The organism is Pseudoalteromonas shioyasakiensis (genome assembly GCA_013391845.1).
Classification (GTDB): Bacteria; Pseudomonadota; Gammaproteobacteria; order Enterobacterales; family Alteromonadaceae; genus Pseudoalteromonas; species Pseudoalteromonas apostichopi.
Genome location: CP058414.1, coordinates 2,749,650 through 2,765,870 on the forward strand (window position 1 = coordinate 2,749,650; position 16,221 = coordinate 2,765,870).

Here is a 16,221-nt window from a genome sequence, read left to right on the forward strand (position 1 = left end):
CATTCTTTTTTAGATTTTTTCGCCCATTTTAAACAGTGCAAACTCACCCGGTTCCATTTTTTGCCAGCGCTCGTCATTGGTGAGTGGTCTTGTCGCAATGACAGTAACCACATCATTCGGTGTGGTTTCTTTTTGAAAATCGACCACCATATCAGCATCAATTAATGTTGCTTTACCAAACGGTGCTCGACGAGTGATCCAATGTAAGTTATTGGTACAATAAGCTAAAACATAAACACCATCGGTAAGTAGCATGTTAAATACGCCTTTTTCACGCAGTGTGTGAGCAAGCTTAGCAGCATAACGAAATACAGATGCCATATTTGATGGGCGCTTAGGGTATTTTTCGCGAATTTTATCGAGCAACCAACAAAACGCTAGCTCACTGTCGGTATTACCCACTGGCCGATAATAATCTGGCTTTAAATCATGATAATTCGATAATTGCCCGTTGTGAGCATAGGTAATTTCGCGTCCCCACAACTCTCGGGTAAATGGATGAGTGTTTTCAAGACATACACGGCCACGATTACCTTGGCGAATATGACTTATCACCGAAATACTTTTTATTGGATACGCTTTAACGAGTTTAGCAATTTCTGATTGGCAACTTGGCTCTGGATCTTTAAATGTACGACAGCCTTTACCTTCATAAAAGGTGATGCCCCAGCCATCTTTATGTGGGCCAGTATTACCGCCCCGCTCTAATAATCCTGAAAAACTGAAACAAATATCCGTTGGTACATTGGCCGACATGCCAAGCAACTCACACATAGAACTCTTAACCTATAAAACTAATCGAAGGAAAGGCATGATGGGCTGATCCCTGCCTGCGCTCATTGTTAAACATAGCGCTAAAGATGGCAACTGCTATGCTGAGATTTTCAGAACTATCTGAGCAATTCACAACTAATAGCTGTTTTAGCGGCGATGATTATCAGTAATTACTCAACAATTTCTAATTTGCTGTAAATCTTTTTGCACTGATAGTCATTTTTAAATGAATAAAACTCACTGAACAGACTGTTTTAATCTCTGTTCTGCTCTTGATAATTCGCTTTTCTAGCGCTACTCTAAAAGAGGTGGTCTGACCTCTATTAAGGAATAATCAATGACTCTCATATTTTTACTTGGTTTACTCGTGCTGCTTAGTATTGCGAGTTACCACAGAGCAAGCTGGAATACCTGCTTAGGTATTACCATTGCGACTTTACTTGTTGGCACATTTGCTGGCGCGTTTGGCGCAATTAGTTGGCTACTATTCTTACTTATCGCTGTGCCACTTTCTGTGACTGGCGTTCGTCAACAATACATCATTAAACCTATTTTTGCTGCTTTCAAAAAAGTAACACCGACTATGTCGGATACTGAAAAATCAGCAATCGATGCCGGTACTACGTGGTGGGAAGCGGATCTGTTTTGTGGTCGTCCTGACTGGAACAAATTACACCAATACCCAGCTCCTAAACTGACTATCGAAGAACAAGCATTTATTGATGGTCCTGTTGAAGAAGTGTGTAGTATGCTAGATGACTGGCACGCAACTCACGAACTAACTGATTTACCGCAAGATGTTTGGCAATATCTAAAAGATAATAAGTTCTTTGCCATGATCATCAAAAAAGAATACGGCGGTTTAGAGTTTTCTGCCTATGCACAATCATGTGTACTGCAAAAACTAACAAGTAAATCAACGTTGCTATCTTCTATCGTAGGTGTACCTAACTCATTAGGTCCGGGCGAGTTACTTCAGCACTATGGTACTAAAGAGCAAAAAGATCATTACTTACCACGCTTAGCGAGTGGTCAAGAAATTCCTTGTTTTGCGCTAACCTCACCAGAAGCAGGTTCTGACGCAAGTGCAATTCCTGATTACGGTGTTGTTTGTAAAGGTCAATGGAACGGTGAAGAAGTTGTTGGTATCAGCCTAACATGGAACAAGCGTTATATTACTCTTGCTCCTGTTGCAACTGTACTTGGCCTTGCATTTAAATTGCAAGATCCTGACGGTTTACTAGGTGATGACAAAGAACCTGGTATTACCTGTGCGCTGATCCCAACAGATACTCCGGGAGTAGAAATTGGCCGTCGTCACTTCCCGCTAAACGTACCATTCCAAAATGGTCCTACTCGCGGTAAAGATATCTTTGTACCACTTGATTACATCATTGGTGGCCCGAAAATGGCAGGTCAAGGCTGGCGTATGCTTGTTGAATGTTTATCTGTTGGTCGTGCAATCACATTGCCGTCTAACTCTACAGGTGGCATAAAAACAATCGCGCTTGCAACAGGCTCTTACAGCCGTATTCGTCGTCAATTCCGTTTACCAATTGGTCAAATGGAAGGTGTTGAAGAATCAATGGCAAAACTTGCAGGTTACGCATATAGCTCTGATGCTGCAGTTAGTATGTCTACAGGGGCTGTTGACCTTGGTGAAAAACCATCGGTTGTATCTGCAATTATTAAATACCACTTAACTGAGCAAATGCGTGAAGCGACTATTCACGGCATGGATGTTCACGGTGGTAAAGGCATCATGCTTGGTCCAAACAACTATTTAGGTCGTGGCTACCAAGGTGCGCCAATTGCGATTACCGTTGAAGGTGCAAATATCTTAACACGTAACATGATCATCTATGGTCAAGGTGCAATTCGTTGTCATCCATTTGTGTTAACTGAGCTAGGCGCTTGTGCAATTGAAGACCGCGAAGAAGCCCTTGCAGTATTCGATAAAGCGTTAATGGGTCACGTTGGCTTTACTATTTCGAACCTTGTTCGCACTAAGTGGTTAGCATTCACAAATGCCCGTTTTACGAGTACGCCGTACAAAGATGAAACCGCTGAGTTTTATCGTGTTGCGTCACGTTTCAGTGCATCGTTAGCATTAATGTCAGATATCAGCATGGCGGTATTTGGTGGTTCATTAAAACGTAAAGAGCGTATATCTGCACGTTTAGGTGACTTACTAAGCTACTTATACCTTGTATCTGCAACACTTAAACGTTACAACGACGAAGGCCGTAAAAAAGAAGATTTTGCGCTTGTTCAATGGAGCTGCCAAGATCACCTTTACCACTGCCAACGTGCACTAGCTGACTTAATTAACAACATGCCATCTGCCCCACTTCGTGCGATGCTAAAAATCATGTTATTCCCATTCGGTCGTCCAGTTCGTAAGCCTACAGATAAGCTTGAGCACAAACTTGCTCACTTATTACAAGTACCAAGCGAAACTCGTAACCGTTTAGCTAACTACATTTACCTTAAAAACGAGCCGCTTAACCTTGTGGGTCGTCAGGAGCAAACGCTTAAAGACATTCTTGAAGTTGAGCCTTTGTTTGACAAGGTATGCCGTGAAAAAGGCGTGAAACTGCCTTTCTTCCAGCTTGATAAAGTAGCGCAAATGGGCCTTGAAGCAGGTATTTTAAGCCAAGCTGAAGCCGACAAATTAGCTGCTGTTGAAAAAGCCCGTCTTGATGTTATTAACGTTGACGACTTTGACCCAGCTGACTTAGTTGCCGGTAAGGTAGCCCGCGGCGAGAGCGATAAAAAAGCAGACGCCGCTTAAGCTAGCAAAACAATTCCAATTGTTATGAAAAACCAAACCAGCGCAAATTGCGCTGGTTTTTTCGTTTAAAAACTCTCTAACACACTCATGTACCTATTCATTTACATGATTTGTAACAAATATCGAACGGGTAAAACTTGCGTTTAGATTATGAACAGGCAACACTTTATAACGAAAAATTAACAAGGAATAATTACAATGAAACCGAGTTTTCAAATAGCAGCAGTTGCATGTGCGCTTAGCCTTGCACTTGCAGGATGTTCACAATCAACCCCATCAATTAGCATCACCGAAAGCGTGCAACAAAGCCAAAATGTTAAACAGTATGATGCTGAAACTTTTTTTGATACAACCTCAATTATGGGCAGCAGCTTTTCACCTAAAGGCGACAAAATACTCGTTAGCAGTGACGAAAGCGGCATTTATAGCCTGTATGAAGTAGATATAAAAACTGCCAAAAAAACCCGCTTAACAGACTTTGAAGACAGTACTTATGCAGTGGCTTATTTCCCTCAAGATGAGCGCGTATTATTTACTAAAGACTCAGGCGGTAACGAGCGTTATCACATCTATGTTCGCGAAACAGATGGCACAGTGAAAGACCTCACCCCTGGTGAAGAAACCCGAGCAGGGTTTGCTGGCTTCACCGAAGACGGTAAACAGTTTTTTATAACCAGCAATCAGCGTGATGCTAAGTTTATGGACCTATATCGTGTTGATGCTAACAGCTATGAAGTAACACCTGTTTATCAAAATACCATGGGCCTTGATGTCGGCGCAATCAGCCCTGATGGCCGTTTTATTGCTTTATCGAAAAACAATTCGAACAAAGACAGCGATGTATTCATACTTGATACTCGTAAAAAAACTCTGAAACCAGAGCTCATTACCCGCCATGACGGCGACGCTAAATACGGCCCTGAAACATTTTCAAGAGACAGTAAATCATTGTACTACTCAACTGATGCTAAGGGTGAGTTTGCAGAAGTATGGCGTTATGATTTAACTACCGGTGAGCACAGCCCTGCCCTCAAAGATGAGTGGGATGTAAGCTTTATTTACTTCTCTAAATCTGGCCGTTACCAAGTAAGCGGTGTTAATGCTGATGCAAGCACTAAGGTGTCGATAATCGATACCACCACAGGTAAAGGTATTGCCATGCCATCACTGCCTGCTGGTAACTTACGCGGTGTAAATTTTTCAGCTGATGAAAAAACCATGGCGTTTTACCTAAATTCAGACACCTCTCCAAGCAACCTATTTGTATGGCAAGTCGGTGAGTCGAAAGCTAAACAATTAACCAATACATTAAGTGATGCAATTGATCAAAGTGACTTGGTTGAAAGCACCATTGTGCGATTTAAAAGCTTTGATGGTTTAGAAATTCCGGGAGTTTTATACAAGCCTAAGCAAGCCAACAGCAACAACAAAGTACCTGCTTTAGTATGGGTGCATGGCGGCCCTGGTGGACAAAGCCGCACTGGATATAGTGCTATGCAGCAACATCTAGTAAATCATGGTTATGCCATTTTTGCAGTCAATAACCGAGGTAGCTCAGGTTACGGTAAAACCTTCTTCCATTTAGATGACAAAAAGCATGGCACTGACGATTTACAAGATATCGTTTACGGTAAAAAACACCTGCAAAGCCTAGATTGGGTCGATGCTGATAAAATTGGCATCATAGGGGGCAGCTATGGTGGTTTTATGACTGCTGCTGCACTTGCCTTCGAACCTGAAGAGTTTAAAGTCGGCATTAATATTTTTGGTGTAACGAATTGGGTTAGAACCTTAAACTCGATTCCACCATGGTGGGAAAGCTTTAAAAAGGCGCTGTATGACGAAATGGGCGACCCCGCGACAGACGGTGAACGTCACCGTGCAATTTCGCCACTATTTCATGCTAAAAACATCACTAAGCCTTTAATGGTGATTCAAGGTGCTAACGACCCTCGCGTTTTACAAGTTGAAAGCGATGAGCTCGTTGCCGCTGTAAAAGCAAATGGTGTGCCTGTCGAATATGTATTATTCGATGATGAAGGCCATGGGTTTACTAAAAAGGAAAACCGTATAAAAGCCTCAAACGCATATCTTGAGTTTTTAAATACCTACTTAGATAAATAGCAGAACTACAAAGATTAAGAGCCGGTTTCTATACCGGCTTTTTTATGCAAAATACCTGTATAGAAGCAAAACTTAGCTATTTACATAGTACTGTATAAAATACTGTATAGCTTTAGCGGTAAATTTCTCACCTTTTTCAACCTTCAACACAAAACCATAACCAATTGTTTAATAACAACTAAATTATTTTAATTAAAATAAAACTGAATTATTGGTTAAAAAATAGCAAAAAGTACTTGCGCAAGAACACTGTATAAACTACTGTATACACATACTGTATAAACAACCAGTGAGTGAAAGTTATGTTACAGCCAATTACCTTAAGAACAGTTAAAAGCTACCAACAAGATAACGACAAAGCGTCTGTTAACTTAATTCAAATTGAAGATGAAATATCAGCAACCTTTGAACTATTAAAGGTATTGCATCATTACAATAGCCAAAATGCATGGACCCTATTAATTGCTCCTGATCATGTTCCTAGTAAAGCGTTATTAGATTCGTGTTCGATTGATACCAGCAAACTGCTTGTGATAAGACAAAAGCATTTAGTTAACCTTGAGTATGTACTTAGCTCAGCATTACATAACGGTAATTTTGCTGCTGTAATCACATGGACAGATATTGTAAGCAATCATCAACTTGATTCGATGAACTTAAACCTTGAGCAGGCATCTGCTAAGTTTTATTGTTTTACAAAAAGCGCCCAATTAGACAATTTAGTACCGCAGCCACAATAGGCTTGTTAAAATAACAATTTATAGTTTTAGGTAAGTTGTTATGACATCACTCACACACTCCCTTTGTCCTTGTGGCAGCGAATTGACTTACGAGCTTTGCTGCCAACCTTTTCATACAGGTGCAAGCCAAGCTGATAACCCAGAGCAACTTATGCGTTCTCGTTTTAGTGCCTACGCGCTAAAAGATGCTAAATATGTATTTAGTACCTATGCACAAAGCCAGCAAGCCGCTAACCCGGTTCGCGAAATCAAAGATTTTGCTAATAGCTGCCGTTTTACCAAACTCAGTGTTTTAGATACTGAACATAATGATCAAGAAGGTTTTGTAGAATTTAAAGCAAATTACTTTTACCAAAACTTGTATTGTGAGTTACACGAAAAATCGCGTTTTATTAAAGAAGATGGCCTATGGCGTTACCTAGATGGTGATATAACGCCAGTTGCAGATATTAAAATTGGCCGTAATGATGAATGCCCTTGTGGTAGCGGCAAAAAATATAAAAAGTGTCACGCTCTTTAGTTATCATTAACCTGATAAATCCAGTCTAAGGCTTGGGTAATCGTTGTTGGGAATGCAGTTGCATGGCGTGCCTGAGGGATAACAAATAAATTTGTTGTAACCAGCGCGCCGCTTTGTTTATTTATTTTAGCTGCTAATTGCCTTGCGCCCGAAACCATTTGTTCACCTTCACTTTCTTCAAGTTCTCCGATACCAATATACACTTTAGTTGTTTTGCTCGTGGCCACCACAGGTAAAGCTAAAAGGTCATGCTGCTTAAACCACACTGAAGGGCTACCTATGACATAACTGGAAAAAAGCGTAGGCTCAGTAAACAAGGTATAGGCTGCAAATAAACCACCAAGCGAGTTACCGACCAAGGTGTTTTTTTGGCTCGTTCTGTAGTGAGCATCAATATAGGGCAATACGGATTGTTTTAAATAATTGAGGTAGTTTCTTGCTCCCCCAGTCTGTCGCTGCCAATTTTTATCTTCAAATGGGGTGTAGTCATAAATACGGCTATTAAGCCCAGACATGCCTTTTTGGTATCCTATAGCAACGATAATCACCTCTTCAATGGACCCCGAATTCATCATAAAGCGACTAGCACCAGAGGCAATTGGCAAACTATAATTTGCATCTAATAGATACACCACAGGGTAGCGTTTATGACTTTGCTTTTGGTAGCTAGGTGGCAGTTTAATAGTGATTGGGTATTCGTTGTCTGAATGTTTATCTTTAAGCAAAACTGTATCAGTGCGCGGCAACGTAAACGGCTCAGCATCGCTTGAAAAGCTTATTCCGAAAACACTAATCGCTAAAAATAACAATATATAAGGCATAGTTAATCCTTTAGCCACTTCTTAATAGGTAACACCCATTCATCTTTTGGCTTATAAAATGCGCCATGTGATAGCCCTGTATTGATGCTTATTTCTTCGAACTTGGTTACCTCATTCCTATCAATTAAAAATTGGCAAGAGCCAACCTGATCTGAACGTTCAAAGATAGAGTAAACCTTGCCGTAAGCTTTAACTGATGGGAGCTTTTTAATTAAACCAGCACAACCAGCTAAAATAATTAAATTGATATTTGTACGTTTAAGTTCATTGGCTGCCATTATCGACAATGCCCCACCCCTTGAAAAACCAACCAAACTGATGTTTGATTCAGCAACACCGGCAGTTATTAATGCTTCAACGTCTGCTGCAAGCTTTTTCGCAAACACAAAAGGTTCTGTGCCTTTTGGTCTATGGTAAGCAATTAAATGATAGCTCTCATCTGCAAGCGCTTCTTTTACGGCAACAAAATCATAAATCCCAAAGGTTTTGTGAACAGGCTTAGGGTTATGCCCTTCTACAATAAAACCATGTGAATAAAAAACATAGTGACCATTTGGGTCAATTTCTGTCGGAAACTGGCTGTTAATAGTGCCAGCAAAAGCAGGCATAACCCAACAAGCACAGAGTAAAAATACAGTACGCAACACAGACATCCCTATGAAAAATAAAACTACCATTGTTTTAGATAATAACATTATAAAAAATAATACCTTAGCGAACAGCTCTACCCTACTACTATTAATTGAGAATAAATATCAAGTTAGTTCTCGCAAGCTATAACACTATTAAAATAGCAAGTTTCAACTTGAGGTAAATTCATATAATTTCATAACTAAATTACAAAAAATCACATGACAACGCTGTCAATTATTTATAGGAAGGCGTATTGTAAAAAAGCGGTTAAATTAATCGCCAATTTTAGACGTCTAGACGTTGAAAAAAAGAATTCTAAGGCGTAGTATGTTCGTAATCTGAGTCAGACTCACATTTTTCATGAGATTTTTTAAAGATGATTGATATAAAACACTTAAAAACCATAGCGACCCTTAAAGAAACAGGCTCTTTGGTCAATACAGCGCGTGAGTTATTTCTAACTCAATCGGCTTTATCGCATCAAATTAAAGATCTTGAGAATAAGTTAGATTGCCAACTGTTTGAACGTAAGACACAGCCTGTGCGCTTCACACCACAAGGTATGTTACTTCTGGAACTTGCTAACGAGGTATTACCTCGAGTTGAAGCAACGAAATGTCGCTTAAAGGAAAGCCTGAATCAGCCAATATCAAATTTACGTTTAAGTGTTGAGTGTCATGCCTGCTTTCATTGGTTGCTACCAACCATAAAAGAATTTAATAACTTTTGGCCTGATATTAAAATTGATTACGAGCGCGGCTTTAGTTACGACGCTATCCCAGATTTAATTAATGATGAATTAGATCTAGTGCTGACTTCTGATATTCGTGAACCCGATCAGCTTGAATATGCTCACCTGTTTGATTTTAAATTAAAACTAATCGTTGCACCGGATCATGAATTGGCAAAAAAAGCCTATGTCACGGCCCTTGATTTAAAGAACGAAACAATTATTTCTTACCCTATTCCGCGTGAACGCCAAGATATCTTTAAACATTTCATTCAAAATGCACGATTTGATGGCACCCTTAAAACTGTTGACCAAGGCTTATTGATTTTCCAATTAGTGAGCGCAGGTATGGGAGTTGCTGCATTACCAGATTGGCTAGTCACCCCTTATGAAAGCCAAGGGCTTATTAAGTCTATTCCGTTAGGTGCATTAGGTCTTACACGCCCTATGTATTTAGCGATGAAAAAAAATATGAAAGATAACCCTGTTTATCGCCACTTTTTAAATACTTGTAAGCAAAATAACGGTCGCTAAAGCAAGGCAAAATAACTAACATAGCATTATCTGTCACAGACAATAGCATTGATATATGTTTGAAATTAAAAAGATCATTGGCTCATTATTAATGCCCCTGCCGTTGTTGGGGCTGCTTACTTTAGTGATGGTATTTTTAGCCATTACACATAAACGCAAAGCACTCTATTTTGGCTTTGTTAGCATTTTAACTTTAATGCTGATAAGCACGCCATTTATTGGCCAGTCATTGATAGCTACAAGCAATAACCCTGCATGGCAATTTAACCAAGCAAAACATCCTAAACTTGATAATATTGTGGTACTTGGCTGCTCAATAATGCCCAACTCGCGCCTTCAAGCAAACCACCAGTTAGGCGATTGTGCGCTTGCTCGCTTACTTGAAGGTGTTAAGCTTGCTCACCATTATCCAAATGCCACCCTCTATGTATCAGGGGGCGGTTTTGCTAATACCACCAATAGTCAACTCATGTTTGAAACAGCAAAAGCGTTAGGTATTTCTGCAACAAGAATTAAACAAAACCCCCTCGCTATGGATACCGCAGAAGAAGCGAAGCGACTTGCCATATATTTAGTTGATAAAGAAACTGCCCTAGTCACCTCAGCAAGCCATATGCCGCGAGCGAAAGACTTATTTAATGCACAAGGTGTTGATGTGATCCCAGCGGCAACCGACTTTCAAGATTTTAGTCAGTATCCAACGTATAAACAGTTTATACCTGATGACGCTGTACTTGTTGCAGTTACCAGAGTTGCTCATGAGAAAATTGGCAGTGCATGGGTGAGTGTGCGCCGCTGGATTGATCCAGAGGCGCTATAGACTTAATCAGACTGGATTGTCTATATCGATAAACGTTACATCAAAACCATGCTGCTCAGCTAAAAGTTCGCCTAAGGCTTTAATGCCATAACGCTCAGTAGCATGGTGTCCTGCTGCAAAAAAGTCGATGCCTTGCTCACGTGAACTATGAATAGTCTGCTCAGAGGCTTCACCAGTAAGATAAGCATCAATACCTTGAGCAGCCGCTAAATCAATATACCCTTGTCCACCTCCTGTACACCAAGCGATGGTTTCGATTTTCTGTTCTCTAACCAAACTAGTTAATGGTGCACGGTTAAGTACTTGAGTAATTTTGTCGGAAAACTCTTCACCGCTTAATGGTGTTTTTAAACGTCCCTTTACTGGCACACTATTTGGACCTGATTCAAGCCCGCCTGTGAACTCAATATCGAGTAACTTTGCCAATTGTGCGTTATTACCAATGTCGGGGTGAATATCAAGCGGTAAATGATAGCCATATAAATTAATATCATTTTTTAAAAGTGCCGCTATACGGCGCTTTTTCATGCCCGTGATTGGCTGTGATTCCCCTTTCCAGAAATAACCGTGGTGTACCAAAATAGTATCTGCATTTTGTGTAATAGCAGCATCAATCAATGCTTGACTTGCTGTGACACCCGTCACTATTTTTTTTACTTCGCTCGCACCTTCAACTTGTAAGCCATTTGGGCAAAAGTCAGCGATAGAATCAGGTTTAAGAATGTCGTTTAATAATTGAGTAAATTGTTTGCGTTGCATATAAAAATCGTCCTTCAACCCTCTATTTTGTGCAAATTTTGGCGTTTATGAGTGAAAAATGGAAGGAAAATCGCAAAAAATTGAAAAGTAAGCTGAAAATAGGTATAAATATATATTCTTAATCTGTGTTTACAACGTATAGGGTCTCTGATGAGCAAACTAGACAAAACAGAAGTGTTAAATGCCTTCGAAGCAGCATACGAAGCAGCGAATGGTAAGAAACCTGAAATCACAACAAAACCTGGTTGGTATAGCATCGACGGTGGCAAAAATATGCGCCTTGCTGATGTTGCAGCGCTGACTGAAGAGCTCACTTCTGGTAAAACAGCTGAGCCTAAAGCAGAAGAAGCACCAAAAGCACCAGCGAAAAAAACCAAAACTAAAACCGCTGCGCCGGCTAAAACAGCTAAGAAAGCATCGTTCACTGTTGTTACAGCAAACGATGATGGTTACAAAGCTGAAGAGCTTTGGATTGTTAACCTAGCTGAAAAAGACCACGATTGTCGTTTACCGCGTGGTGTTGTGTAATTTAATTACACTTAAAAATTTTAAAAACCGCTACTCGTTAGCGGTTTTTTTATGTCCATTCAACTGAATATTTAATAGCCATTGACTTAAGTAACCAAATAACACAATAAACACAGTTCCAATCAGTACGGGCATCACTAAAAAATCCCAACTTTGTAGAGATTGCATAATCAAAATTGGGTTAGCGCCTGCTGCGGGATGAATTGTATCTGTCAACATCATCAGGCTAATTGCCAACCCTGTGGCTAAAGCAATTTCAACGGGCCCTACTCCAACATAATTTACAAATACAACGCCGATTAAAGCAGTCAAAATGTGCCCGCCGATGACATTCTTCGCTTTCGCTAAAGGACTGTGCGGTACACCAAACACCAGCACCGCAGTTGCACCAAATGGCGCCATCAACCAAACACCATAATTTCCTAATTGCTGCAAATACGCTAAAACAAAAATTGCCATACAAGCAAATATGCCAGCAATAGCAGCTTTACGAAATTTATTTTCCATAACACCTCCAAAAGTAGACCAAGTTGTCTACCTCGCAAATGGTAGACAACTCGGTCTACTTCTGTCAAGCTATCATTAGTCACCCAATGAGGCTTTGTTATGGATAAACGAACACATATTATTTTGACTGCCCTGTCACTTTTTTATCAAAAAGGCATTCATAGTGTGGGAATAAACGAAATTATTAATGTGGCTGGTGTCGCCAAAAAAACCATGTACCACCATTTCGCAAGTAAAGATGAATTATTACTTGCGTGCCTTAGTGAGCGACATAACAGATTCTTAAATTGGTTAACGCATGCCACCAGCAAGCTAACCACTGTTGAAGAATTTAAAGTAGCTTTGATCAGCTGCCATGAAGCTTGGTTTAATTCTGAGGTGACTGAGTTAGGTGATTTCAATGGCTGTTTATTTATTAACACTGCAGCCGAGTTTCCTGATCCTGCCAGCCTGATAAATCAAGCCTGTAAAGAACATAAAATGGCCATACAGCAGTTAATTAAACTGCGTCTGTCATCGTGTAATAACATGGAAAGTGCGCAGCTGGACACGCACAGCTACTATTTAATGACGCTCGTTGAAGGCATGATCTGCCAAGCAAAACTAATAGGAACTAAACAGTTTCCTCACTTAAAACAATAAGTAAATCATAAAAAAAGCGGCACAATGGCCGCTTTCAGTTTAGATTTTTACTATGTTAGATTTTTTCAAAATATAACTTTTCGCGTTTTTTCTCACCCACTTCGTTCATTGTTGCAGCATCAAATAAACGACCATTAATCATGGTGTAATCTATTTTATCTGTATCACGAATATTAGTTAGCGGGTTACCGTCAATAACGATTAAATCGGCAAGTTTACCCGGTTCAAGAGAACCGATGTTGTTATCAAGGCCAATGTATTTAGCAGGATCTAACGTTGCTGCACGAATTGCTTCTAGTGGCGTCATACCACCTTGAGCAAACATCCAAATCTCCCAGTGTGCAGCTAAACCTTCACGTTGACCGTGTGCTCCCAGATTGACTAAAACACCTAAGTCCTGTAGCTCTTTGGCAACACGGGCATTGTTAAAGTGATTATAGTGATGATCGGGAGCCTTAACACGACGCATTGAACGAGGTAAAAGCTGATTCTTTGGTACAAACTTACTTAAACGCGGGTGATTCCACACATCAGTCTTATCGTACCAATAATTTTCACCCCAAATGCCACCGTATGCTACACCGAGTGTCGGCGTGTAACCAACATCGCTTTGTGACCAAAGCTGGCGAATATCATCGTATATATTGGCTACAGGAATTGAGTGTTCAATACCCGTATGACCATCAACCACCATGGTTAAGTTGTGCTGCAGTAATGATCCACCCTCTGGCACAACCATCATTTCAAGTTCACGACCTGCTTCAATTACTTGCTGGCGCTGTTCACGACGCGGTTGGTTATATGATTTAACACTAAACGCGCCCACTTTCTTTAAGCGCTCAAGGTGGAACTTAGCATCTTCTAGCGAGTCAATGTGCGATGTATAACCTGGCATATTCGCACCATATAAAATGGTACCCGTAGAGAAGATACGAGGGCCGACAATCATGCCTGCTTTTTGCATTTCACTTGCAGCAAAAATCTCAGTGGTGTCGTTTGATGGATCATGAATCGTTGTCACACCTAACGCTAATCCAGCTAAGTTCTTCCAGTTTTGCTGTGGAATGATCTCATCGCTACCTTGCGAGCCATGTGCATGCGCATCAACAATACCCGGCATAATTGTTTTACCAGTCACATCAATTACTTCTGCGCCTTTAGGAATATCAACACTGTCTTTACTACCTACAGCTTTAATATGCTTACCGTCGGTAACAATAACGCCGTTTTCAATGACCTGCTCACCATTCATGGTAATAATGCGCGCGCCAGTTAATGCAAATACAGATTTAGGCTCCGCCATGGTTTTTGTAAAACCGATATTGTCGCCACTTTTAACTTTAAAATCAGTCTCAGCATTTTGGTTAATATCAAATAAACCCGCTAGGCTTGCATGATATAACTCAGGGCCCAAGCTCCAATAAAGTTTATCGCTTGTACCACTCCAACTGATATTTTCACCCGCACGAACAGAGAGCTGCTCAATTGGGAATTGGCTATCTTTCGGGCCAATATTAATGGTTTTACCACGTTCAACAAATGGCGTGACAAACACTTTAAATCGCTCTGCAAACGCTAAGTATTTACCATCTGGTGATACTCTAAACTCTGTTGCATGCTCTGATTCATAAAGTTTACGAATTTGTTTTGATTCAAGTTCAACAACGCTTAATGTTGGTTTTGGCCAAGGACTCATCACATAAATACGGTCGTTTGCTACACCAAATTGTGGTTGATAGCCTGATTTAGTGATAAGCGTTGCTTTACCGCCTTTAGCACTTACTGAGTAAATACCTGGCTCTAATGACCATGTAGGATTAAGAATACTGCCGCCTGACGCTTTACGGTAAACAACCGTTTTGCCATCTGGGCTAAATGTTGGCTCTACATATTTACCCGGCTCTTTGGTAATAGTATCACCACGACCACTACGCGCAGATACAACACGTACTGAGCCCTGCTCATTATCATCCCATGTTGTGTAAACAATTTTCTTTCCATCACGAGAGAACTGTGGGAATAATTCAAAGTGATCGTCTTGCTTAGTTAAGCGCTTCACTTTGCCAGACTCTAAATCACGCTTATAAATATGACCTAGCGCTTCAAATATAGCCGTTTCACCATCCGGTGAAATTTGTACATTGCGCAGCATTTTCACATCAAAATTATCGCTATCGATGTTTTGTGTAAAACGCACTGCTTTTTGAATTTGCTTATTGGTTTCAACTTTAAATGGAATAGTCGAAACAGACTTATCATCGACATCTAGCTTATGGATAGTACCACCAGCCCAAAATACCAATTGTTCGTTATCTGGTGTCCAAGCGATTGTTGGATATACGCCATGAATAGCCCATGTCTCTTGCATATCGCGCTCAAGCTCGCCATACAGCTTAGTATGCTCACCGGTGTGAAGGTCATATAAGTACAAGCTTGTTTGAAAATCATCACGCTTGATGTAAGCAAGCTTTTTACCATCTGGCGAAGGTGTAGGACGAATAGCCCCGCCCATGCCATCGATAATTGTTTCAATATCGCCAGTTTCACGGTCATAGCGTTTAATTTTATAAATACCCGCTACAGAGTCTTTAGAGTAATGAAATGTTTTACCCGGCGTTGCATCATGAGAGAAATAAACATAACGCCCATCTGGCGAGAACATTGGCTCACCTAAGTCTTTTTGGTCGTTTTCGCGTGCAGTTAGCTGTACACCTTTACCACCCGCTTTATGGTATAGCCATACTTCACCTGCACCCAAAGAGCGGCTTGCAGTAAAGTGCTTACGAGCCACTAAGTAGTCTCCATCAGGGCTCCAAGCTGGGCTATTTAATAAACGAAATGTTTCATTCGTTACTGCCTTTTGGTTTTCACCATTTAAATCCATAACCCAAATGTTGTCGCCACCACCTTGGTCTGAAGTAAATGCAATGTGCTTACCATCAGGGCTAAAGCGCGGTTGCATTTGCCATGCTATATCACTGGTTAATTGCGTTGCAGTACCACCAGACATTGGCATGGTATAAATATCGCCGAGTAGGTCAAACACGACTGTTTTACCATCAGGGCTAATATCAACATTCATCCACGTGCCTTGCTCAACACTAATTTTAGCGTCTAAGAATTGGCCTTTTGGTGCGTCTACCTGCCATTTTTCATCATTTGATTGCTCAGCTGCAGCCACTTGCCCTGTTAAAGCAAGTGAAATCGATACAGCAAGCGCTGTATGAAGCATTTTCTTCATTGAAATCTCACTTTTTTATTGTTTTGCTTATATGCACACTTTTAGGATTGCACC

General features: G+C 40.6%; 14 protein-coding genes. 8 read left to right on the top strand and 6 right to left on the bottom strand.

Annotation, left to right across the window (positions count from 1 at the left end; translation table 11 throughout):
- Nucleotides 1–9: 9 nt before the first annotated feature.
- On the bottom strand, nucleotides 10–774 hold the full coding sequence (locus tag HYD28_12540; GenBank protein QLE09721.1) for a class II glutamine amidotransferase: 765 nt from the start codon (nucleotides 772–774) through the stop codon (nucleotides 10–12).
- 337 nt (nucleotides 775–1,111) lie between these two features.
- Between HYD28_12540 and HYD28_12545 the strand changes: the two genes are divergently transcribed.
- The 4 genes from HYD28_12545 to HYD28_12560 all read left to right on the top strand — a co-directional run bounded on the left by HYD28_12545 (nucleotide 1,112) and on the right by HYD28_12560 (nucleotide 6,952).
- Nucleotides 1,112–3,568 (top strand): acyl-CoA dehydrogenase, encoded by a 2,457-nt coding sequence (locus HYD28_12545; GenBank protein QLE09722.1) that lies wholly within the window; start codon nucleotides 1,112–1,114, stop codon nucleotides 3,566–3,568.
- Nucleotides 3,569–3,766: 198 nt separating this feature from the next.
- Nucleotides 3,767–5,692, top strand: coding sequence for a S9 family peptidase (locus tag HYD28_12550; GenBank protein ID QLE09723.1), 1,926 nt, complete (start codon nucleotides 3,767–3,769; stop codon nucleotides 5,690–5,692).
- A 302-nt stretch (nucleotides 5,693–5,994) separates the two neighbouring features.
- Nucleotides 5,995–6,432 (top strand): hypothetical protein, encoded by a 438-nt coding sequence (locus HYD28_12555; GenBank protein QLE09724.1) that lies wholly within the window; start codon nucleotides 5,995–5,997, stop codon nucleotides 6,430–6,432.
- Nucleotides 6,433–6,472: 40 nt separating this feature from the next.
- Nucleotides 6,473–6,952 carry a YchJ family protein gene (locus HYD28_12560; GenBank protein QLE09725.1) on the top strand — a complete coding sequence of 160 codons (480 nt, stop codon included), beginning with the start codon at nucleotides 6,473–6,475 and terminating at the stop codon, nucleotides 6,950–6,952.
- On the opposite strand, the gene HYD28_12565 is transcribed toward HYD28_12560, so the two are convergent.
- Together HYD28_12565 and HYD28_12570 are read right to left on the bottom strand one after the other, a co-directional pair.
- Nucleotides 6,949–7,773: an alpha/beta hydrolase gene (locus HYD28_12565; protein QLE09726.1), complete on the bottom strand. Its 825-nt coding sequence runs from the start codon at nucleotides 7,771–7,773 to the stop codon at nucleotides 6,949–6,951. The two genes, HYD28_12560 and HYD28_12565, sit on opposite strands and share 4 nt — an antisense overlap.
- A gap of 2 nt (nucleotides 7,774–7,775) precedes the next feature.
- The gene (locus tag HYD28_12570) at nucleotides 7,776–8,336 is read right to left on the bottom strand and encodes an alpha/beta hydrolase (protein QLE10557.1); all 561 of its coding nucleotides are present in this window, start codon (nucleotides 8,334–8,336) and stop codon (nucleotides 7,776–7,778) included.
- A gap of 446 nt (nucleotides 8,337–8,782) precedes the next feature.
- On the opposite strand from HYD28_12570, the gene HYD28_12575 reads away from it, so the two are divergent.
- Nucleotides 8,783–9,670: a LysR family transcriptional regulator gene (locus HYD28_12575; GenBank protein QLE09727.1), complete on the top strand. Its 888-nt coding sequence runs from the start codon at nucleotides 8,783–8,785 to the stop codon at nucleotides 9,668–9,670.
- Nucleotides 9,671–9,725: 55 nt separating this feature from the next.
- The gene (locus HYD28_12580) at nucleotides 9,726–10,490 is read left to right on the top strand and encodes a YdcF family protein (protein ID QLE09728.1); all 765 of its coding nucleotides are present in this window, start codon (nucleotides 9,726–9,728) and stop codon (nucleotides 10,488–10,490) included.
- A 6-nt stretch (nucleotides 10,491–10,496) separates the two neighbouring features.
- Here HYD28_12580 and HYD28_12585 read toward each other — a convergent pair whose 3' ends face one another.
- The gene (locus HYD28_12585; GenBank protein QLE09729.1) at nucleotides 10,497–11,249 is read right to left on the bottom strand and encodes a Nif3-like dinuclear metal center hexameric protein; all 753 of its coding nucleotides are present in this window, start codon (nucleotides 11,247–11,249) and stop codon (nucleotides 10,497–10,499) included.
- 150 nt (nucleotides 11,250–11,399) lie between these two features.
- On the opposite strand from HYD28_12585, the gene HYD28_12590 reads away from it, so the two are divergent.
- Nucleotides 11,400–11,777: a hypothetical protein gene (locus HYD28_12590; GenBank protein QLE09730.1), complete on the top strand. Its 378-nt coding sequence runs from the start codon at nucleotides 11,400–11,402 to the stop codon at nucleotides 11,775–11,777.
- A gap of 30 nt (nucleotides 11,778–11,807) precedes the next feature.
- Here the strand turns inward: HYD28_12590 and HYD28_12595 are convergent, their stop codons facing one another.
- The gene (locus HYD28_12595; GenBank protein QLE09731.1) at nucleotides 11,808–12,284 is read right to left on the bottom strand and encodes an HPP family protein; all 477 of its coding nucleotides are present in this window, start codon (nucleotides 12,282–12,284) and stop codon (nucleotides 11,808–11,810) included.
- A 99-nt stretch (nucleotides 12,285–12,383) separates the two neighbouring features.
- Here HYD28_12595 and HYD28_12600 point away from each other — a divergent pair, with 99 nt between their 5' ends.
- Complete coding sequence (locus HYD28_12600; GenBank protein ID QLE09732.1) at nucleotides 12,384–12,926, top strand: TetR/AcrR family transcriptional regulator; 543 nt, start codon at nucleotides 12,384–12,386, stop codon at nucleotides 12,924–12,926.
- A 55-nt stretch (nucleotides 12,927–12,981) separates the two neighbouring features.
- On the opposite strand, the gene HYD28_12605 is transcribed toward HYD28_12600, so the two are convergent.
- Nucleotides 12,982–16,167 carry a PD40 domain-containing protein gene (locus tag HYD28_12605; protein ID QLE09733.1) on the bottom strand — a complete coding sequence of 1,062 codons (3,186 nt, stop codon included), beginning with the start codon at nucleotides 16,165–16,167 and terminating at the stop codon, nucleotides 12,982–12,984.
- Nucleotides 16,168–16,221 lie beyond the last annotated feature (54 nt).